Origin of the sequence: Falsiroseomonas tokyonensis (genome assembly GCF_019024325.1) — a bacterium.
Classification (GTDB): Bacteria; Pseudomonadota; Alphaproteobacteria; order Acetobacterales; family Acetobacteraceae; genus Falsiroseomonas; species Falsiroseomonas tokyonensis.
Genome location: NZ_JAFNJS010000001.1, coordinates 1,252,340 through 1,271,791 on the forward strand (window position 1 = coordinate 1,252,340; position 19,452 = coordinate 1,271,791).

Sequence of the window (19,452 nt, forward strand, 5' to 3'; positions counted from 1 at the left end):
CGTTCACGGCGCGGCCGGTAGCAGTACATGGAAGCACGCACCGCTCCCAGGCGCGCCGCTCACCCAGATTCGTCCGCCCTGCGCCTCGGCAGCAGTGCGGCAAATGGCGAGGCCGAGGCCGATGCCGTCCGTGCGGGTTGAGTAAAAGGGCTCGAAGACACGCAGCAGTCGGTCGGGCGGAATGCCTGCGCCACTGTCCGCCACCTCGATGAGCACGCCGGCGGCATGCGGCCTTGCTCGCAGGGCGATCTCGCGCAGCCCGTCATGCGCCACAAGCGCCTGCGCGGCGTTGAGCAGCAGATTCGTCAGGATCTGCTGCACCTGGACCGGGTCGGCCAGCAACCGAGGCGTGTCGGCCATGACCTCCAACCGCAGCGTCGCCTCCGCGAGGCGCAGTTCGCGCTGGACGAACTGCGCGGCATCCCGGATCGCGTGATGCGGGTCGAGCGCCACCGGCCTTGGCGGAGCGTTGCTCAGCAGCGCGCGGGTTCGGTCGACGACGTCACGCGCCCGCAGCGCATCGCCGATGGCCGCGACGATCGCGGCTTCGGCCTCGACGGTGTCGGGGTTCGGCCGGCGCAGCCAGCGCAGCGCGGCTTCGGCATTGGTGACGACGGCGGCGAGAGGGTTGTTCACCTCATGCGCAATCGCGGCGGTGACGAGGCCCATGGCGGAGGCGCGCAAGGCACGATCGACAGCGCGCTCCGCCTCGGTCAGGCGCATCTGGTCCGCCTTGTAGCCGGTGATGTCCACGACGCAGACGAAGAGCCTGGCGAGGCCCTCCGGATCCTGCGGCAGCCTTGCCATGACCAGGCAGTCGCGGAGGCTGCCATCCAGCCGCCGCACGCGGCTCTCGAAACGATAGAACCGGTCGCCCCGCGCCAGCGCCGCGAACCAGCGGGCGAAGGTCTGCGCCGAATTGGGCACCACCTCCGCGAGCGAGCCGATCAGCATTCGCTTGTCCGGCATGCCCATCAGCTCGAGCGTGAAGTTGTTCACGTCCGTCACCTGCACGGTGGCGTGCAGCCTGGCGAGTTCCCCGGGTGCGGTGGCGAGATGCTGCACAGGGTCGATACCGGCCGCGCGCAGGGCGAGAATGGCCTGTCCGACCGCACGCCAATCCTCCGTCCAGACGGAGATGCCTAGACCGTGAAAGGCATCTGTCAGCGTGGATGCGGGGGAGAGTTGCTCCATCGCGCTACTTCCGCTCGCCAAGCGCTTCGGCCAACCAATGCAGGATCGCCGCAGTCTCAAAGGGCTTGCTCAGGAAGCAGAGCGCCCCATCGGCCATCGCCTGCCGGCGGATCGCCTCCTCCGGGAAGGCAGTGATCACAATGACGGGCAGGCCTGGCATGGTGCGACGGATCTCCCGTTGCAGGTCGAGACCGTTCATCCCGGGCATCTGGATGTCCGTCAACACACAGTCCGGTGGCCGGAGCGTCGCCTCGGCGAGGAAGGAGAAGGCGTCGGCGAAGAGCCGCACCTCGTGGCCCATGGAGCGCAGGAGGCTGCGCAGCGCGACGCGGATTGCCTCGTCATCGTCCACCACGGCGATGATGCCTGGTACCATCGCCTAGAGCCCCGCCGCCGGCAGGGTGACGTGGAAGGTGGAACCTTCGCCCAGAGTGCTCTCCGCCCAGAGCCGCCCGCCATGCGCCTCGACGCAGTTGCGGCAGATGGCGAGGCCCATGCCCATGCCGCCGGCGCGGGTGGAGTGGAAGGGCTGGAAGATCCGCGCCAGCTGCTCGGGCGCGATGCCAACGCCGCGATCGCGCACCGCCACCTGCACATCCTGGCCGACATGCCGCAGCGTCAGCGTGAGATCCCGTGGCGCAGGCGTCTCCGCCATGGCATGCGCGCCGTTGAGCAGCAGGTTCACCAGCACCTGCTGGATTTGGATCTGGTCCGCCACGACCTTCGGCAGGTCCGAATCGGCATCGAAATGCATCGAGACACCATGGCCGCGCAATTCGCGCTCGACGATCATGATCGCGTCGCGCGCGGCCTCGGTCAGGTCCAGATGCCGATGCTGACGCGGCGTGTTGCTGAGGAAGGCGCGGGTGCGCGCCACCACGTCGCGTGCGCGCGTTGCGTCATTCACCACGCGGGCGATCGCGGCCTCGGCTTCGGCCAGATCGGGTATCGGCCGGTGCATCCAGCGCAGGCAGGCCTCGGCGTTCACGACGATGGCCGCGAGCGGCGAGTTCACCTCATGCGCGAGCGAGGCGGTGAGCGTGCCGACGGTGATGACGCGCGAGGCGCGCGCGAGTTCGGTCTCCGCCGCCACCAGGCGCGCATGTGCGGCCTTATAGTCGGTGATGTCGATCGCCGTCACCACGATGTGTGCGAAGCCGTCCAGCGACTTCGGCAGCTCCGCCATGAAGATCGTGTCGATCACGCTGCCGTCGGGGCGGGTGATGTGCGCTTCGGAGCGGAACACCGACTCGCCGTTCGCGAGGGCCACCAGCCATTGTACGAAGGTCTGGTCGGTGTCCGGTAGGATGCGATCGAGCGGACCGATGAAATCCTCGGGCCCTCTGGCGCCCATCATCTGCACCGTGAACGCGTTGACATTGCGGATGATGACCTTGCGGCGCAGCGTGCGCGCCTGTTCGGGATGCGCGGTGAAATGCGCCTGAATGTCGTGGATGCCCTGCTGCTTGAGGGCGAGGACGGCCTGGCTGGCGGCGGTCCAATCCTCCTCCCACAGCGAGACGCCGGCGCGTTCAAAAATGGCATACGCGCGCGCCTCGCCGCGCTGCAGGCGGTCCAGCAGGCGTAGGACGAGCATGAAGACGGCGAGCAGTGCCAGCCCGGCCAATGCCAGGGCCAACCAGCGCCAGGACGCCCCGGCACCGCCTGGCCCCGGCAGCGCCAGGATCGACGTGCCGCCGGCAAATGCCGCCGCTAGAACCAGCGCCGCAGCTTGGAAGTAGTGCCGCGACCCTCGGAGGGCCGTGGTGGGCATGCCCGATGCCCAGGGCGGCAGCTTCCCATTGACGTTGCGGGGCACCCGCAAGGCCTCCGGCGACTGTTGCGAGGGCCACAGGGAAAAGGCCTGCTTCATGATCCCGTCGGCGCCCGTCCGGGCGCCCCAGTCCTTGTCACCAGCGCATACCTCCCCACGCCCGCCTGCCGTCAAGCCTAGAGGCACGAGGCCGGACAACATAGCCCGCGGTGCGTGAGCAAGGCGCCTTCAAGGGCCTTCCGGCCTCATACCTTCGTATAGGCGACACGCCCTGCATGGTCGCAGGACATTGTGTGGGGCCCTGCGGCGCCGGCGGAGCCTCGCCCGGCGCCCGATGCGGCGAAATGACGTCTAGTCGGGCCTCGAATGATGGCGGCGCCAGGCGCTGGGGCTGGTTCCGGTCGCCCGCCGGAACACGCGGGAGAGGTGAGCTTGGTCGCACATGCCGCAATCCAACGCGATCTGCGCCAGAGGCACATCGCTGTGCAGCAGTTGCAGCTGGGCGTGCTGTACACGCAGGCGCAGAAGGTATTCGTGCGGCGTGTCGCCGAAGCTGGCCTTGAAGGCACGCGCGAAATAGCTGGCGCTCAGGCGAACCAGGGCTGCGAGATGCTCGACACGGATCGGCTCCTGCAGGTTCGCCTCGATATGTGCGATGACGCGGCTTTCTTGCCATGGCGCGAGGCGGCCGGTGCGTCGTTTTGCCGCCGGCGCCGCTGGCCGGCGCAGCATGGCGGAGGCGCGCGCCAGAAGGCCGCGCACCGCATCGGCGTTGTGCGGCAGGGCGCGGTCCGCCTCATCCAGCAGCTGCGCCAGGGCGGCCGCCACCATGGCGTTCGGGAGGGTGGGCGCCATCCGCGCCGGAACGGCGCCAAAGGGGGTGCGATCTTGCAGACTGGACATCGTCGTCTCCTTCTCGTTGCCGGCGTCCGACACAGGCCCGGTATTGCCGGGATGCGTTCGCGCTTCGAGGCAGAGCTTCTCTCAATGGAACGGGGAGGCGTGTGTGAAGCTGTGTGAAGAATCGCTTAGCGCCGGCTTCCCGCCGATCGGCCCGATGGGAAGCTTCAGGTTCCAGTCGACAGGAAATGATTCGCATCGCCGAATAGCGCAGCGCCGGGCGTGATCATGACCGTTCCGGATGTAAGCACCCTCGCCCCACCATGCGTCTGGACCTTCGGTCCCTATCGCCTCGATGCGTCTCGCCAGGCGCTGTTCGAGAACGACCGCCGCATGCGCCTCGGCGGCCGTGCCTTCGACATCCTACTCGCGCTCGTCGAACGTGCCGGCGAGCTCGTCAGCCGCGACGACCTCATGGCGCGCGCCTGGCCGAAAGTCTTCGTGGATGAAAGCACGGTGCGCGTGCATGTCGCGGCCCTGCGCAAGGTGCTCGGCGACGGACAGGCGGGGCAACGCTACATCGTCAATGTGCCTGGTCGCGGCTACATGTTCGCCTCCCCGGCCATCCGCGCGGAGGTGGCGGCCATGCCGGCGCCGTCACGCCGCGACACGCCCACGCATCTGCCGGCACTGTTGTCCCGCATCATTGGGCGCGACGCGCTGGTGCAGCAATTGGCCGCACAGATGGCGCAGAGGCGACTTCTCACCATCATCGGGCCGGGCGGGATGGGCAAGACCACGCTGGCCGTGACCCTCGCTGAGAGCATTCAGCATCGCTTTGCAGACGGCGCGCATTTCGTTGATTTCGCGGCACTCTCGGATCCGCATCACCTCGCGCCGGCCATCGCCGCGGTGCTCGACATTTCCGTTGTCTCGGGGGAGGTCACCACCGAGCTCGTTACGGCATTACGCGGGCGCTCCCTGCTGCTGATCCTCGACAATTGCGAGCATCTCATCGATGCATCCGCGGTGACGGCGGAGAAGCTGCTCTCTGGGCTGCCCGGGCTGCACATCGTCGCCACCAGCCGCGAGCCGCTGCGCGCCGCCGGCGAGTGGGTGCACCGGCTGTCGCCGCTTGCTGGGCCGGAACCCCTGGCGGCACTTCGCGCGACGGATGCGCTGGCCTATCCGGCGGTGCAGCTCTTCGTCGAGCGCGCCCGCGCCAGCCTCGAAAGCTTCGTACTGGGCGATGCCGAGGCACCCGCCGTCGCCGGCATCTGCCAGCGGCTCGACGGCATTCCGCTGGCCATCGAGCTTGCGGCCGCGCGCGTCGATTTCTTCGGCGTCATCGGCCTGGCGGAGCGGCTCGACGACCGGTTAATCACGCTCGACAAGGGCCTGCGCTCGGGCCTGACGCGGCATCGCACGCTGCGCGGCACGCTCGATTGGAGCCACCAGCTGTTGCCGCCCTTCGAACAGATGCTGCTGCGGCGCCTCGCGGCATTCCGCGCCGCCTTCCCGCTCAGCGCGGCGCAGGCCGTCGTCGGCGAGGCGGAAGCCGGCGCGACGGACGTGATCGAGGGCCTCGCCAGCCTCGCGGCGAAGTCGCTGCTGGTCGTGGACATCAGCGGCGATGCCGTGCGCTATCGGCTGCTCGCAATGACGCGCGCCTATGCGCTGGAGAAGCTTGCGGAAAGTGGTGAGGCAGCCTCCATCGCCGCACGCCATGCGCGGCATTGCCTCGCCTTGCTCGCCGCGGCCGAGCGGGACTGGGAGGCCATGGAAAAAGCCCCCTGGCTCGCGCGTTATGCCGGGTGGATCGATGACGTCCGCGCCGCGCTCGAGCACGGCTTCGCGCCGGGTGGGGAGCGGGAGACGGCCATCGCGCTCGCCGCCGCCTCCGCGCCACTATGGTTCGCGCTATCGCTGGTCGAGGAGTTCCGCGGCCGCGCCCTGCTGGCGCTGGACGCGATCGAGGGAACGTCGTGGCCGGGGACCGAGACGGAGCTGCAATTGTGCCTCGCCGCGGGTGCCGCGATCTTCAATACCCAGGGCCCCACGCCGGCGATGTCGGCGCTGTCGTCCCGCGCGCATGACCTCGCCACCCGCCGCGGAGCGACGACCTACCAGTTGCGCGCGCTCTGGGCGATGGCGCGTGAGCGCTACGTGCAGGGCGACTATCACGGCGCGCTCGCGCATTGCGAAGACTTCAATGCGCTGACCGCCACGGTCAACGACCTCGGCTCCGGCCTGGTGCGCGACAGGATGATGGCGCTGGCGTTGCACCTGGTGGGCCGGCAGGACGAAGCCGGTTTTTATGCCGAACGCGCATTGAACCATCCGGCGGAGGCGATCCGCAGCGCCCACAAGAGCTTCCACGAATACGACAACCGCGTCGCCTCACGCTCGCACCTGGCGCGCATCCTGTGGGTGAAGGGCGAGCCGGATCGCGCGGCCGACGTGGCGGAGGAAGGCGTGCAGCACGCGCTCACACTCGGCTACCCGCCGCCGCTTTGCTATATCCTGGCCTTCGCGGCCTGCCCCGTCGCCTTCTGGAATGGCGACCTTGTCGCCGCCGAGCGCTATGTCGGGATGCTGATGGCGCATTCCGCGACCCTCAGCTTCGGCTATTGGGAGAATTGGCGGCGGCTCTACGCGCAGGTGCTCGCACTCCCTGCCTCAGGCGGCGTGGCGCAGCCGGCCGGGGCGGTGGGGCCGATCCATGCCGATCTGCTCGGCACCTTCCACCCCGCGCTGCTCCTGCCCGCCGCCCTCCGGCGCGCGACAGCGAATTCGCCGAGCTGGTGCACGGCGGAAATCCTGCGCGCGCAGGGCACCGTGCTGCTCGATGCCGGGGATGCGCCGGCGGCACGGGCGATGTTCACCCGCGCGCAGGATATCGCGCGGCAACAGGGGGCGCTGGCCTGGGAGTTGCGTGCCGCGAAGAGCCTCGCGGCGCTGGACGGTCCGGGTGCGGCTCTGGCCGCTGTGGTCGCTCGCTTCGGCGTGACCACCCGAAGCCTGGACCACCGGCAGGCGGCCGCGCTGCTCAGCGGTGGCTGAGGCGGCGGCGGTCTCGTCCAAGCCGCGCCGCCATGCTGCAAGCGCCGGCGGCGTGCGGCGGGCCAGTCTGCTTGCATGAACACGAACCCAGCCATCGATGCCAGCCGGACGGCGTTGTTCTTCGTCAATCCCGACAATGATTTCCTCGCGGAGGACGGCAAGCTTTGGCCCATGGTGGCCGAGGTCACGCAACGCGTGGGCGTGCTGAAGGATCTGCGCCGCGTCTGCGCTTCGGCGCGTGCCAGTGGGCTGCAGGTGGTGATCGTGCCGCATCATCGCGCCCGGCCCACGGATTTGGCCGGCTGGGACCACCCCACGCCCTACCACCTGGGCGGCCACGCCGCGCAGGTCTGCGCGGAGGGCAGCCCAGGTGGCGACTTGCACCCGGACTTCGCACCGCAACCCGGCGAGCTGGTCTGCACCGAGCATTGGTGCAGCAGCAGCTTCGCCAATACCAACCGCGACACCCCACTGAAGCAGCACGGCATCACGCGCGTCATCCTGGTTGGGCTGATCGCCAACGCCTGCATCGAGAGCACCGCCAGGTACGCCGTCGAGCTCGGCTACCAAGTCACACTCGTGCGCGATGCGACCGCCGCCACCAGCGAGGCGGCGATGCACGCCGCACACGACATCAACGCGCCGACCTACGCCCATGCCGTGGTCACCACAGCGAAACTTGTCTCGGCCCTGGGCACCGGACGCCAGCAAAAGGAAATGCCCGCATGAGCTTCATCGCCCGAACCTCGCTTGCGCTTAGCGCGCCGAACCGGATCGTCGAGACGGCTGGCCGTAGCCTCGCCTATCGGCGTTTCGGCACGGGGCCGGACCTCGTCCTGTGCGTTCGCCTGCGCGGCACGATGGACAGCTGGGACCCGCTTTTCCTAGACGTGCTGGCGCGCCACTTCACCGTCACCGTCTTCGACTATTCCGGCCTCGGCCTGTCCACCGGCACCGCGAGCTACGGCAAGCGGGAGATGGCGCGCGATGTGGACGATCTGGTGAGCGCGCTCGGCCTCACGCGGGTCATCATAGGCGGCTGGTCGCTCGGCGGCTTCGCGGCGCAGACCTTCGCGGCCCTTCACCCGCACAAGGTCAGCCATGTTCTTGCGATTGGAACGATGCCGCCGGGGCCGATGCTCAAGCCGCCGGAGCCGCTGTTCCTGGAGACTGCGACAAAACTCTCCAACACGGTGGCCGATGAGTACATCCTGTTCTTCGAACCAGATTCAGCCGCCAGCCGGGCGCTCGGCGATGCCTCGATGGCGCGCATCGCCGCGCGTACCGAGCCGCGCGACCATCCGACGCCGCCCGAGGTCTTCCTCCGCTCGCTTCAGGCCTCGATCGAGCCGTCCGGCCCTTTTCCCGATCCTGACGACGCCTACGCCCGGTTCTATCGCAACACCGACATCCCGGTGCTCGCCCTGTCGGGCGACCACGACATCATGTTCCCGGTGGAGAACTGGTACGCGCTGAACGATCTGTGGCCGACGCTGTTCGTCGTCACGCTTCCCGACAGCGGCCATGGCCCGCAGCACCAATACCCCGAGATGTCGGCGGAGATCATCGCGAGCTTCGTGCGGCACACGGCCGCTCGGTAGGTCGCAACACAAACGTGGCAAGGATGGTCGTTCCAGCGGCGGCGCTACCTGCGCTACGCTGTGTCGGACGGGAGAGAGCGGAGAGGGCCATGACGAAGGTCGATGCAACTCGACGCGGATTGTTGGGTCTGGCTGCTGGCCTGGCTGCTGGCCTGGCTACGGGCGGCGCCTTCGCGCAGGGCGGTTGGCCCGCGCGCGTCATTCGCCTCGTCATCCCGTTTTCGGCAGGCACCACGGTGGACCTTCTAGGGCGGGTGCTGGCGGCGGGGCTGGCGCGGGAACTCGGCCAGGCCGTGGTGGTGGAGAACCGCGGTGGCGCCGGCGGCAATCTGGGCTCGGCCCATGTCGCGCGGGCGCTGGCCGATGGCCATACGCTGCTGCTCGGCACCATCGGCACGCATGGCGTGAATGCCTCGCTCTACGCCGACCAGGGCTTCAACCCCGTCGCGGATTTTGTCCCTGTTGCGCCCTTCGCTGCCACGTCGAGCCTGCTGGCGGTGCCGCCGGGCCTGGGTGTGACCGATGCCACGGCGCTGATTGCCCTGGGGCGCCGGCGCGGCGCCCCCCTGACCTTCGCCTCCACCGGGCAGGGCACCACCGCGCATCTGTCGATGCTGCTGTTTGCGAAGGTCACAGGCGTCACGGTGCAGCATATTCCCTACCAGTCGCCGACGCAGGCGATCGCGGATCTGCTGCAAGGGCGTATGGACGCAATGTTCTACAGCCCCGCCGTGTTGGGGCCGCATCTGCGCAGCGGGGCGCTGCGCGCGCTGGCGGTCACCGCGCCTGAGCGGCTGCCCAGCCTGCCCGAGGTGCCGACCACCACCGAGGCAGGGCTGCCGGGCCTGGTGGTGCAGGCCTGGTGCGGACTCTATGCGCCAACCGGCACGCCCGGCGACGTGCTCGCGCGGCTGGTGCCGACGATGCGTGTGCTCGGCACGGATGCCGGGCTGGTGGCGGCGCTCGCCCGGCTGGGCGCGCAGCCGATGCCTGGCGGTGCCGAGGATCTCGCCCGGCTCACGCGCGAGGAGGTTGCGCGGTGGCGCGGCCTGGTGGACCGCGCCGCGGATTAGCGATCCTGCGACGATGCCGCACCGCGCAGCGCCGCAAGCAGGGCTGGCCCATCCTCTGCCGTTTCGAACCCCACGGCATCCGCCCAGCGTAACTCCACGGCCGCCAGCGCTGAAGCCGGCGTGAAGGGGCCCGAGACCAGCATCGGCCAAGCGATCGCCGCCCGCAGCCGCCGTGCCCCTGCCACGCCGTAGAGGTCCGGGCCCGGACAGGCGCCCGCGCCGGCGAGGTGGACAAAGGCGACCTCTCGCTCATTCACCTCGCGCAGCACCGCCTCGGTTGCGGCGAGCGGTGATGGGCTATGGCCCTGCGAGGCACCAGGGGGGGTGAGGCGAAGGCCGACCCGTTCTGCCGCCCAGTCCGCGATGACGGCGTCCAGCGCCCCGAGCCCCAGGGCCGTCCTGTCCTCCGGCACGGCGATCTCGACACCATCGAACCCGGCCTGCCGGGCGTCCTCGGCCGCCTGGCGGCAATCGTCGATCCGGTCGGGCAGGGGGAGCTGCGCAAGGATGAAACCGCCTGTCGCATGCACCGCGGCGACCGTCGCCGGCCAATGGGCGCGGCGGAAGGTTGCCCTTGCCGCCAGCCGGCGCGTGATGACCAAGCCGCCGGGGCTGGCCTGGCGGCCATAGGCCAGGGGCGCGGAAGGCGGGTGAAGCGCGCCATCGGGGCTCCATCCCGCCCCCGGAAACACCGCGCGGTGGCACAAATCCAGGGCGCCGAGGTTGAGCGGCGTCAGCAGCTTGGCCATTCGGGCGGCGCACACGTCAGGCGACGCGCCGCGTCACGCCAGACGCCCGCCCATCACGGGGTGGAAGCGCCGCAGCGCCAGCCCGCCGGCGACCACGAAGGTGGCCAGCAGGGCGATCTGCGCGAGGAGGAAAGGCGGCTCCGACTGGGTCGGTGCTAGCGCCTGCAGCCTGCCCAGCTTGAGGAAGGCCTGCGCCACGCCGACGAAGCAGTTCAGGTAGAGCGACGCGGCCGCCGCCACGACATAAGTGGCGCGCCAGCGCCCCGCGAGGCGCCGCGCATAGAGCGCGTAGAACGCGACCGCGAGGGTGACCACCGAGATCGCGCCCACGACATGCGAAGGCAGGATCGCGCCGATGGGGAAGATGAAGCCCGTGACCACCGTCGCCGCGGTGGTTCCAAGGAACAGCGCGGACCAGCGCCCGGTCCAGTTGCCGGCCAGCATGGCACCAAGGGCGACAAGCCCGGCAACGATGCCGATCAGGCTCAGCACGACATGCAGCGTGACGAAGGTAGTGAAGGACAGGCCGAGGATCATGGCACGCTCCTGCGATATGAGGGGAGGGAGGTTGCGCTCAGGCCGCGACGGCCAGGCGTCGTTCAAGGAAGGCGAGCAGGTCGGCGTTGAAGACCTCGGGATGCGTGGTCGCGATGCCGTGGGAGCCGCCCGGATAGACCTTCAGCACCGCCCCACGGACCAGCTTAACCGAGGCCAGGCCAGCGGCGCCGATTGGCACGATCTGGTCGTCATCGCCATGCGCGATCAGCGTCGGCACGTCGAAGCGCCTGAGGTCGTCGGTGAAGTCCGTCTCGGAGAACTGCGCGATGCAGTCTAGCGCGGGCTTGATCCCCGCCATCATCCCCTGCTGCCAGAAGGCATGGCGGATGCCCTGCGAGACCGTCGCGCCAGGTCGGTTGAATCCGTAGAAGGGCATGGTCAGGTCGAAAAAGAATTGCGAGCGGTCAGCCAGGGTGCCGGCGCGGATGCCGTCGAACACCTCGATCGGCAGGCCGCCCGGATTGGCCGGCGTGCGGAGCATCAGCGGCGGCACGGCGCCGAGCAGCACCGCGCCCGCGACTCGCGCCGTGCCATGCCGGCCGATTGTACGCGCAACCTCGCCCCCGCCGGTCGAATGGCCGACCAGCACCGCGTTCTTCAGGTCCAGCGCCTGCATCAGCGCGGCGAGGTCGTCCGCGTAGGTGTCCATGTGGTTGCCCGACCAGGTCTGGTCGGACCGGCCATGGCCGCGCCGATCATGCGCGATGACGCGGTAGCCGCGCGCGCCCAGGAACATCATCTGCGCGTCCCAGGCATCGGCGTTCAGCGGCCAGCCATGGCTGAACACAACGGGCTGGCCACTGCCCCAATCCTTGAAGAAGATCTTCGTGCCATCCGGCGTGGTGAATCGTGGCATGGGCGGTGTCCTTCGCAACGGGGACCGCGATGCGCGGCCGGCGACACCATGGCGTGGCGGCGGCGGACGGGATTGCACGCGCGCGGCCGAATTTGGCGAATCCCGCCGCCGTCTCAGAAGGCCCAGCAGGCGCAGCCAAGCGCGCCCCAGAAGCCGCGGTCAGACCCCGCCGGCACGTCGGCCGCCCAGGTCCGGGCGTGGTCATGGCCATGCACGCCGCAGGCGGTGTCGCAGCAACGCGCCATCCTGCCCGGCCGGGGCTGATAACCGCCATGGCGGCGCACCGGTGACCAATCCGGCATGGCGGGCGGCAGGGGCGATGCCAGGCCGGCGAAATCGCCAGTGTCATACACGACCCGCCCGCCCAGCAGGGTCAGCACCGATGCAATGTCCTGGATCTCGTCGCCGGGCACGGCAAAGTAGTCGCGGTCGAGCACGGCAAGGTCGGCGAACTGGCCCAGCGCGATGCGCGCCCTTGCGGCCCTCCTCATTCGAGAACCAGGGCACGCGGTGGGTCAGCATGCCGAATGCGGTCATGCGGTCGAGCGTGTCGCACTCGGGCGTGACCCGCAGCCTGTCGAGCGTGCGGCCCGTCACCGGCCAGGACAGCGCGATCCAGGGGTTGTAGGAGGCCACGCGCGTCGCATCGGTGCCAGCCGAGACGGCGACTCCCATCTCGATCATGCGCGCCACCGGCGGTGTGCGCGCGGCCGCCGCGGCGCCGTAGCGTTCGACGAAGTACTCGCCCTGGAACGCCATGCGGTGCTGCACCGCCACGCCACCGCCGAGCCGCGCGATGCGCTCCAGGCTGCGGTCGCTGACAGTCTCCGCATGGTCGAAGATCCAGTGCAGGCCTTCGAGCGGGATCTCCGCATCCACCTTCTCGAAGACATCCAGTGCGCGGGTGATCGTTTCATCATAGGTCGCATGCAGCCGCCAGAGCCAGCGATTTGCCGTGAGGATGTGCACCTGTTCGAGCTCGCCTTCCATCGCCGCCGGCATCTCAGGCCGTTCGACGCGGAAATCCTCAAAGTCGGCGGCGCTGTAGACCAGCATCTCGCCTGCCCCGTTGAGACGGAAGTAGTCGTCGCCCTGGCCGTAGCGGGCACTCGAGGTCCAGCGCAGGAAATCGTCACGCTCCTGCTTCGGCTTCTGGGTGAACAGGTTGTAGGCGATGCGCAGCGTCAGCTCGCCCAAACCGCCCAGGCTCTCGATGATCGCGTAATCATCGGGATAGTTCTGGAAGCCACCGCCCGCATCGATCACGCTGGTAACGCCGAGACGGCTAAGCTCGCACATGAAATGGCGCGTGGAGTTGCGCTGGTATTCGGGCGGCAGCTTCGGGCCGCGCGCCAGCGTGGCGTAGAGGATGCTGGCGTTCGGCCGGGCCAGCAGCAGGCCGGTGGGATTGCCCGACGGGTCGCGCTGGATCTCCCCGCCCGGCGGATCGGGCGTGGCGCGGTCATAGCCCACGGCGCGCAGCGCGGCGGCGTTCAGCAGCGTGCGGTCGTACAAATGCAGGATGAAGTGGCGTGTCGGGCGCGGCGGCGTTGATCTCCGCAAGCGTTGGCAGGCGCTTCTCGACGAATTGGTGCTCGGGGGAGCCACCGATGACGCGCACCCATTGTGGCGGCGGCGTGATGGCGATCTGCGCCCGCAGCATCGCCATGGCGTCGGCCAGGCTACGAACGCCGTCCCAGCGCAATTCCATCGTGTAGTTCAGCCCACCGCGGATGATATGGATGTGGTTGTCGATCAACCCGGGGATCATGCGACGTCCACCGAGGTCGATGACCTGCGTCGCCGCACCCGCCAGCAGCAGGATGTCACGCGCCGATCCGATGGCGGAAAAAGCGGCCATCGGTGATGGCCACCGCTCCTGGCGCCGGCTGTGCGGGGTCCATCGTCGTGATGGCCGCGTTGTGCAGGATGGTCTGGGGGGCGGCGTCGGTCAATGCAGTGCTCCGGATCATGCCTTCGGGCGGGATTCGGCGGTAACGCGCCCGGGTAGGCGGCCCAGCACATGCTCGCCGCACTCCTCGCGCAGTGTGCTGAGGTTGACGCCCTGCCCCTCGAGGAGCCGGCGCGCCAGCGGCACCACCTGCTCGCCCAGCAGGATGCCGAGCAGTCCGACCAGCGCGATGACCGGCGGGGCGGGCGAGCGGATCTGCAACAACCCGTAGATCACCCCTACCAGCGCCCCCGCTCCGAGCGCGAGAAGATAGGCCTTCACCTCCGCTCAGCCTTCATGGCCGCCGAACATCGCCCCGGCATAGACGATGCCCAGGCCATAGGCGCCGCCAAGCCGTGCCGCGATGCCGGTCGTCAGGCCGTAGGTCGCGCCTCGGCCCCAGTCGCGCTGGAGTTCCAGAAGGTATTGCAGCGCCGTCATCGGCTGCGCCCCGGCCTGCACCATGCGGTCCATGGCGCGATCATGCGCCTCGTCCGAAACATCGCCGCAGGCATCGGCGATGACGCAGACGTCTTAGCCCTGCTCGAGAGCCGAGAGCGCGGGCCCGACGATGCACACCGAGGTCCACAAAGCCGCCAGCACGATGCGCCGTTGCCCGGCCTCGTTCACCCGGGCGATGACGGCCGCATCCTCCCAGCAATTCATGGTGGTGCGGTCAATCATCGCGGCACCCGGGAACGGGCGTGTCACATCATCGAACATCGGGCCGGAGAAGGTCTTCTCGGCGACCGTTGTCAGCAGTGTCGCCGCACCGAAGCCCGCGGCGGCCTCGGCCACCATGCCCGCGTTATTGCGCAGCGAAACCCCGTCGATAGTGCGCGTGGCGAAGGCCATCTGCGACTGGAAGTCAATCAGGATCAGCAGGTGATTTTCAGGCGTGAGCAGCTTCAGGCTCGGTGCCACGGTAGCAAGGATGGGCATGGGATTTTCCTCGGCAAAGCGGCCTCGATGCAGGTCGCGTTGGGCGAGGAGGCAGGACTACACGCCGCTGGCAGAGCAGGATTGGATGGCACTACCTCACTTGCACTCTTTCGGCGCAACGAGAATTCGGCGAGGCCACTTCAGAGGGCGTTTGCTCGGTCGGCGGTTTCTCGCCTTCCAGGCTGCAAGAGAGACGGTGGTCACGTTGGCGGCTTGCGTCAGTCAGGGAAGTCCCCCGCGGCATGGTACCAACCTGATACGGGTGATGGACCCTAGCGGGCGGCAGCGACCGCGCGGCGATTGGCGCCATCCCTGCCCAGGACATGTGGGCTTTTTGGCTGCGGCGCCCGAGCGTCCGCTTTTAGTGCCAGGTGACGTCGTGCACGAAGGACGTGCTCGGCAGCGAATTGGTGGGCCCAACGTGAGACGCGAGGTAGCCGCGCACCACCTGGCCGAGCCAGCGCCCCTGCACGGGCATGGGAAGTCGTTTCAGTCAGCGAGACGCGTCTCACAGCGCCCAGCTAACGTTGGAGTCCGGTTCCCACCGCTGCTGGTCTCCTGGCCACCGCCACCGCCACCGCCGCGCACGCCGCCGGCACCGGCACGGCCGGCGTTGCCGTGGCCCGCGCTGGTGACCACGCTACCGAATCCCTCGCCCGGCTGCAGGCCGCGTCAGGTGCGATCGCCGCGGCCGAGGCGGCCCACGGGGCCTTTAACGCCTCGCGGAGCAGACCGGCGTCGCCGTCTCGGAGAGCGCCGGCGCCTTCGACCGCTTCGCGTTGGCCTCAGGCAACGGCCACGACCCGGTTGCGGCCACCCTGTTTCGCGGCGTAGAGCGCCGTATCCGCGCGGGCCAGCAGCGTTGCAAGCGCTTCCCCCGGCTGTGCCGCTGTCACTCCGATGCTGCAGGTCACGCGCAACGGCCCGACTTCGGTCGGGAAGACAGCGGCCTCGACGGCGCGGCGAAGCCGCTCGGCGACGGCGCCGGCCTCCGAGATCGTCACTCCGGGCATGCAGATTGCGAACTCCTCGCCACCCATCCGGCCGAACAGGTCGACGCGTCGCAAGTTCTCAGCCAGGACATCCGCAACCGCCATCAGCACGGCGTCGCCTGCGGGATGGCCATGCGTATCGTTCACGCGCTTGAAGTGGTCAATGTCCACCCAGGCGGCGCAGAAGCCTCCATCGCCACGCGACGCGAGCTCCGCCTCGGCACCACGCAGCAGCGCGCGCCGATTCGGCACGCCGGTCAGCGTGTCGCGGTCCGCCAGATGCTCCAGTTCGTCGTATTGCCGCTTGTCCAAGGTGACATCGCGCTCGAAGGCGGCGAAGCCGTCGATGCGGAGCTGCGCATCGAACAGCGGCACGATGCGCAGGTCCAGCCAGTAGGGCGCGCCGTTGCGGGCGTAGTTCAGGATCTTCGCCGATGTCCGTTCCCCGCGTCGCAACGCCGCGCCGATGGCAGCGGTGGTCGCCCGATCGGTGCCCGGACCTTGCAGGATGCGGGGTGAACGGCCCACCACCTCCTGAGGCTGCCAGCCGGTCAGGCGTGTGAAGGCCGGATTCACATAGCGGATGAAGGGGCCGGGCTGGTCGAGCGCCACATCGGTCACGATGACGACGTCGGATGCGCTTTCCACGAGGTCGCGGAACGCAATCTCCCGCGGCGCGGCGCTGCGCTGCATGAGCTGCTCGGCGATGTCGGACGCATTCATGGCGGATGTCCTGCTGATCGTGCGGGAGCGGTTCCCGGGGATGACACGGTGCCGCGGCGCCTGCCCGGGCGAGGGCGGGCCCGACGGTGTTAGGAGGCGAAGAGCTCGATCCGGTCGGCTGGGTTGCCGGCGAAGGTGACAAGCAGCAGGGCGGTCGCGTCGGGATCGAAATGCGTGCCGCTGCAGCGCGCGATCTCGGCCAGTGCTGCCGCTCGGCCGAGCGGTGCACGGTAGGCGCGCCCGGGCTCGACCATGGCTACGAAGGCGTCGGCGACGGCAACAATGCGCCCGAGGGGATGCAGCAGGCGGGACGGCCGGCCCGTGGGATAGCCCTGGCCGGCCCAGCATTCGTGATGCTCCCGCGCAGCGGCGATCACCCCCTCATCGAAGCCGAGGCCCGCCAGCACGCGCTGCCCGGCCGCGGGGTGCTCGCGCACTTGCGCACGCTCGTCCAGCGAAAGCTGGCGGCCGGAGTCGAGTGTGGCGGCGGAGATGAACAGCTTGCCGATGTCGTGCAGCACGCCGGCGGTGGCCGCGGTCACCGGATCGCCGAGTTGCTCCGACCCATATTTCCACATTGCCATGACCGTATGGGCGACGCGCAGGGAATGCTTTGCGCTCGGCATGTGGTGGCGACCCAGCTGGTCCAGCAGCGCGCGCATGGCTCGTGCTTGCCGTGCGTCGCCGCGGCAGCACAGATCGAGCAGCGACAGATCGTCGTTAGCCGGCATCCAAAGGGGACGCGGCGCGACCGCGATGCAGGTGTCAGGCATCGAAGCTCCCCAGGCAGCCCATTCCGTCTCGGGATAACCATGAACCGTGCAGCCGCGGCTCGCATGCCTGGAGTCGTTATGACTTGTAGGCTTATGTCAGCCGCACCGAAGGGCCTGCATCAGCGCCGCAACCAGCATCTGGCGGCGGAACGGCTTGGGCAGCATCACCGCTCTGCCGTCGCGGCACAGCTGCTCGACAATGGGGTCGACGTTGTGTGCCGTCACGAAGACCACCGGCAGCCCGGGCGACAGCAGCCGGGCCGCCTGGGCAAGCTGACCGCCGCTCATCCTGGGCATCACGACATCGGTCACCAACAGGTCGCAGCGCAGGTCGGCAGACAGGGCCTGCAAGGCGTCCATCCCGCTGCCAGCCGTACGCACGCGAAAGCCGAGCGCCGTGACGATCCGGACAATGTGGCTCCGCACGGGCTCGTCATCCTCGACGACAAGCACCCGGACCGTCGCGGACGCCGATGTGCCGTCGCCGGAGTTCTGACTGGCGCTGCATGCGCAGATGCCGCGGACAGCGTTTAACGGCTGACATGCCTGCCTGTCCCACGCAACACTGGGTGCTCGGACACTGAGGCGCGGCACATGGTCTGTGGGCGTGCCGCGCATGCGCCCCCGTCCTGGGCGCTCCCGCCTTCGGCCGACGAAAGGCCAACCCGGCCCGCCCGGTTCAGCGCAGGGCGGCATGCTGGGCGTCCGTGGCGTTCCAGCCAGCAGCAAGCCCGACGCATATGGGAGAGCCGATCACCGCTCCAGCGCCCCGCTCAAGACCTGTTCCAGTTCGCTCGTCCCGAACGACTTTTCCAGCAACGGCAGGTCCGATGCTCTCTCCCTGGAGTCAACGCTCCCTAGCGCAGCGTCGTCCGAGATCAGCACCGCGGGAAGCGCCGGGTGCAGTCGCCGCGCCTGTTCCACCAGCAGCGCTCCACCTGCGCCATTGGGCAGGACCGCATCCGCGAGCAGCAGCGCCGGGCGCGGACCCTGGCGCAAGGCCTCCAGCGCATCGCGCGACTTTGCGGCGGCGATCACGTCGCAGCCGAGTGCGTCGGGCAGCCGCGTTTCTTTGGTCCTTCCATTCGCATCGTCGTCCACCAGTAGCACATGCGGCCGTTTGGCGCCGTGGCGCAACGGCGGCGGCTCCGCCTCGCCAGCCGCCGCGGGCAGGTCGAGCGTCACGATCGTGCCGGCGCCAGGATCGCTATCGATCTGCAGCGTCGCCCCGTGCGCCGCGGCGAAGCCCCGCACGACCGACAGCCCGAGCCCCTGCCGCGAACCGGAGGTCACGAAGGGCTCCATGCAGCGCAGGCTCAGTGCGGGCGGCATCCCACAGCCGCCGTCGACCACCGCAATCATCACCCGCCCGGGCCGTGCCGACGCCTGCGCGAGAAGCCGCACTGGTCCACCGTCCGGCAGGGCGGCGCGAGCGTTCAGCACCAACTCCGACAGCGCCGCCTCCAGATCTTCGGCATCGACCAGCACCGGCGGAAGGTCGGGCTCGCAGGCCACCAGCACCGGCCAGTCCGGCGCGTTCGATGTCAGGCGCGCGGCCATTCGCGGCAGCAGCGCGTCCGGCGGCGTCTGGCCGAACCCCTGGCGGCGGTAGCTTGCGAAGCTCTGCACGCGCTTAGTCAGCGCCGCCAGGCGCTCCGCCGCATCCGCGACGAGCCGCACGACCTCCAGAAGGTCCGGCCGGCCGGCCAGCTCCTCCTCGAGGAACTCCGCATTGCCGAGAACGACGGTGAGGCCGTTGTTGACATCGTGCGCCAGCCGGCCTGTTGCCTCCGCCGCCGCGTCCAGCCTCTCGGCCACAATCTCGTCGTTCAGCGCGCCGAGCTCGGCCGTCGCATCGTAGAAGCGGACCATCAGGCCGGCCGGCGCCTGCGGCGGGCCGACCGGATCCACCTGCGCCGCGTACCAGCGATCGACCGGGCGAAGGCGGCAGACGAAACGGCTCGCCCCGCCGCCCTGCAGCACCGCCTCGAAGCGGGCCTGAAGCGGCACGCGGAGCTCCGGCAACACCTCCCAGATGATGCTGCCGGTCAGTGACCAGGCAGGCTGGCCCAGCAATTCGGCCGCGTGCGCATCCACGGTCACGAATCGGCAATCGGCATCGAGCCGATAGCTCCCTCCCGCCTCAGCGCGGCCGATCAGGTCGCCATCGTCGTCGCGCATGCTGCCCCCGGGCTCGCCAAGGCGCCGAGAGTGACACGGCTGCCTCGGTCTCGAATGTCGCCAAAGGTCAGGAAAGGTGAGCCATCGTGCCAGCCGGCCGTCATCGGCCTGCGGCTCCCCGATTTCCGTAGGCAATGTCGCGATTGACCATCGCGGGATACGGGCAGGTCGCACAACTCAGC

Annotated in this window: 20 protein-coding genes and 2 pseudogenes; 4 read left to right on the forward strand and 18 right to left on the reverse strand. The window is 69.2% G+C overall.

Annotated elements, in window-relative coordinates:
* Positions 1 to 3: 3 nt before the first annotated feature.
* The 4 genes from J3S20_RS05690 to J3S20_RS05705 all read right to left on the reverse strand — a co-directional run bounded on the left by J3S20_RS05690 (position 4) and on the right by J3S20_RS05705 (position 3,904).
* On the reverse strand, positions 4 to 1,194 hold the full coding sequence (locus J3S20_RS05690; protein ID WP_216835281.1) for a sensor histidine kinase: 1,191 nt from the start codon (positions 1,192 to 1,194) through the stop codon (positions 4 to 6).
* Between the two features lie 4 nt (positions 1,195 to 1,198).
* On the reverse strand, positions 1,199 to 1,546 hold the full coding sequence (locus tag J3S20_RS05695; protein ID WP_216835282.1) for a response regulator transcription factor: 348 nt from the start codon (positions 1,544 to 1,546) through the stop codon (positions 1,199 to 1,201).
* 27 nt (positions 1,547 to 1,573) lie between these two features.
* A complete protein-coding gene (locus J3S20_RS05700; RefSeq protein WP_216835283.1) occupies positions 1,574 to 3,169 on the reverse strand; it encodes a sensor histidine kinase in 1,596 nt (531 codons plus the stop codon).
* A 150-nt stretch (positions 3,170 to 3,319) separates the two neighbouring features.
* Complete coding sequence (locus tag J3S20_RS05705) at positions 3,320 to 3,904, reverse strand: helix-turn-helix domain-containing protein (protein ID WP_216835284.1); 585 nt, start codon at positions 3,902 to 3,904, stop codon at positions 3,320 to 3,322.
* 192 nt (positions 3,905 to 4,096) lie between these two features.
* On the opposite strand from J3S20_RS05705, the gene J3S20_RS05710 reads away from it, so the two are divergent.
* The 4 genes from J3S20_RS05710 to J3S20_RS05725 all read left to right on the forward strand — a co-directional run bounded on the left by J3S20_RS05710 (position 4,097) and on the right by J3S20_RS05725 (position 9,545).
* Positions 4,097 to 6,871 (forward strand): ATP-binding protein, encoded by a 2,775-nt coding sequence (locus tag J3S20_RS05710; protein ID WP_246602451.1) that lies wholly within the window; start codon positions 4,097 to 4,099, stop codon positions 6,869 to 6,871.
* A 75-nt stretch (positions 6,872 to 6,946) separates the two neighbouring features.
* Entirely contained in the window at positions 6,947 to 7,600 is a 654-nt protein-coding gene (locus J3S20_RS05715) for an isochorismatase family cysteine hydrolase (protein WP_216835286.1), read from the forward strand.
* A complete protein-coding gene (locus J3S20_RS05720; protein ID WP_216835287.1) occupies positions 7,597 to 8,472 on the forward strand; it encodes an alpha/beta fold hydrolase in 876 nt (291 codons plus the stop codon). Before J3S20_RS05715 ends, J3S20_RS05720 begins: the two co-directional genes overlap by 4 nt.
* An 89-nt stretch (positions 8,473 to 8,561) precedes the next feature.
* A complete protein-coding gene (locus J3S20_RS05725; protein WP_216835288.1) occupies positions 8,562 to 9,545 on the forward strand; it encodes a Bug family tripartite tricarboxylate transporter substrate binding protein in 984 nt (327 codons plus the stop codon).
* Here J3S20_RS05725 and J3S20_RS05730 read toward each other — a convergent pair.
* From J3S20_RS05730 to J3S20_RS05775, 14 genes and pseudogenes are all read right to left on the reverse strand, one after another.
* Entirely contained in the window at positions 9,542 to 10,294 is a 753-nt protein-coding gene (locus tag J3S20_RS05730; RefSeq protein ID WP_216835289.1) for a beta/alpha barrel domain-containing protein, read from the reverse strand. The two genes, J3S20_RS05725 and J3S20_RS05730, sit on opposite strands and share 4 nt — an antisense overlap.
* 33 nt (positions 10,295 to 10,327) lie before the next feature.
* Positions 10,328 to 10,831 carry a hypothetical protein gene (locus J3S20_RS05735; RefSeq protein ID WP_216835290.1) on the reverse strand — a complete coding sequence of 168 codons (504 nt, stop codon included), beginning with the start codon at positions 10,829 to 10,831 and terminating at the stop codon, positions 10,328 to 10,330.
* 37 nt (positions 10,832 to 10,868) lie between these two features.
* Positions 10,869 to 11,708, reverse strand: coding sequence for an alpha/beta fold hydrolase (locus J3S20_RS05740; protein WP_216835291.1), 840 nt, complete (start codon positions 11,706 to 11,708; stop codon positions 10,869 to 10,871).
* Between the two features lie 113 nt (positions 11,709 to 11,821).
* Entirely contained in the window at positions 11,822 to 12,088 is a 267-nt protein-coding gene (locus tag J3S20_RS30085) for a hypothetical protein (RefSeq protein WP_246602273.1), read from the reverse strand.
* Positions 12,089 to 12,109: 21 nt separating this feature from the next.
* Positions 12,110 to 12,199, reverse strand: a pseudogene (locus tag J3S20_RS31230) (hypothetical protein); the annotation flags it as partial.
* A 37-nt stretch (positions 12,200 to 12,236) separates the two neighbouring features.
* Positions 12,237 to 13,569, reverse strand: a pseudogene (locus J3S20_RS30090) (amidohydrolase); the annotation flags it as partial.
* Entirely contained in the window at positions 13,535 to 13,663 is a 129-nt protein-coding gene (locus J3S20_RS30745) for a hypothetical protein (protein WP_281419412.1), read from the reverse strand. The pseudogene J3S20_RS30090 and the gene J3S20_RS30745, both read right to left, overlap by 35 nt.
* Before the next feature lie 14 nt (positions 13,664 to 13,677).
* Positions 13,678 to 13,941 carry a DUF1427 family protein gene (locus J3S20_RS05750; protein WP_216835292.1) on the reverse strand — a complete coding sequence of 88 codons (264 nt, stop codon included), beginning with the start codon at positions 13,939 to 13,941 and terminating at the stop codon, positions 13,678 to 13,680.
* A 6-nt stretch (positions 13,942 to 13,947) separates the two neighbouring features.
* Positions 13,948 to 14,133: a hypothetical protein gene (locus tag J3S20_RS31060; RefSeq protein WP_246602459.1), complete on the reverse strand. Its 186-nt coding sequence runs from the start codon at positions 14,131 to 14,133 to the stop codon at positions 13,948 to 13,950.
* A gap of 60 nt (positions 14,134 to 14,193) precedes the next feature.
* A complete protein-coding gene (locus J3S20_RS31065) occupies positions 14,194 to 14,601 on the reverse strand; it encodes an isochorismatase family protein (RefSeq protein WP_343215166.1) in 408 nt (135 codons plus the stop codon).
* A 785-nt stretch (positions 14,602 to 15,386) separates the two neighbouring features.
* Complete coding sequence (locus tag J3S20_RS05760; protein ID WP_216835293.1) at positions 15,387 to 16,316, reverse strand: sensor domain-containing diguanylate cyclase; 930 nt, start codon at positions 16,314 to 16,316, stop codon at positions 15,387 to 15,389.
* Between the two features lie 89 nt (positions 16,317 to 16,405).
* Complete coding sequence (locus J3S20_RS05765; RefSeq protein ID WP_216835294.1) at positions 16,406 to 17,089, reverse strand: HD-GYP domain-containing protein; 684 nt, start codon at positions 17,087 to 17,089, stop codon at positions 16,406 to 16,408.
* Positions 17,090 to 17,185: 96 nt separating this feature from the next.
* The gene (locus tag J3S20_RS05770) at positions 17,186 to 17,707 is read right to left on the reverse strand and encodes a response regulator (RefSeq protein ID WP_216835295.1); all 522 of its coding nucleotides are present in this window, start codon (positions 17,705 to 17,707) and stop codon (positions 17,186 to 17,188) included.
* Positions 17,708 to 17,842: 135 nt separating this feature from the next.
* Positions 17,843 to 19,270 carry an ATP-binding response regulator gene (locus J3S20_RS05775; protein ID WP_216835296.1) on the reverse strand — a complete coding sequence of 476 codons (1,428 nt, stop codon included), beginning with the start codon at positions 19,268 to 19,270 and terminating at the stop codon, positions 17,843 to 17,845.
* Between the last annotated feature and the right edge of the window lie 182 nt (positions 19,271 to 19,452).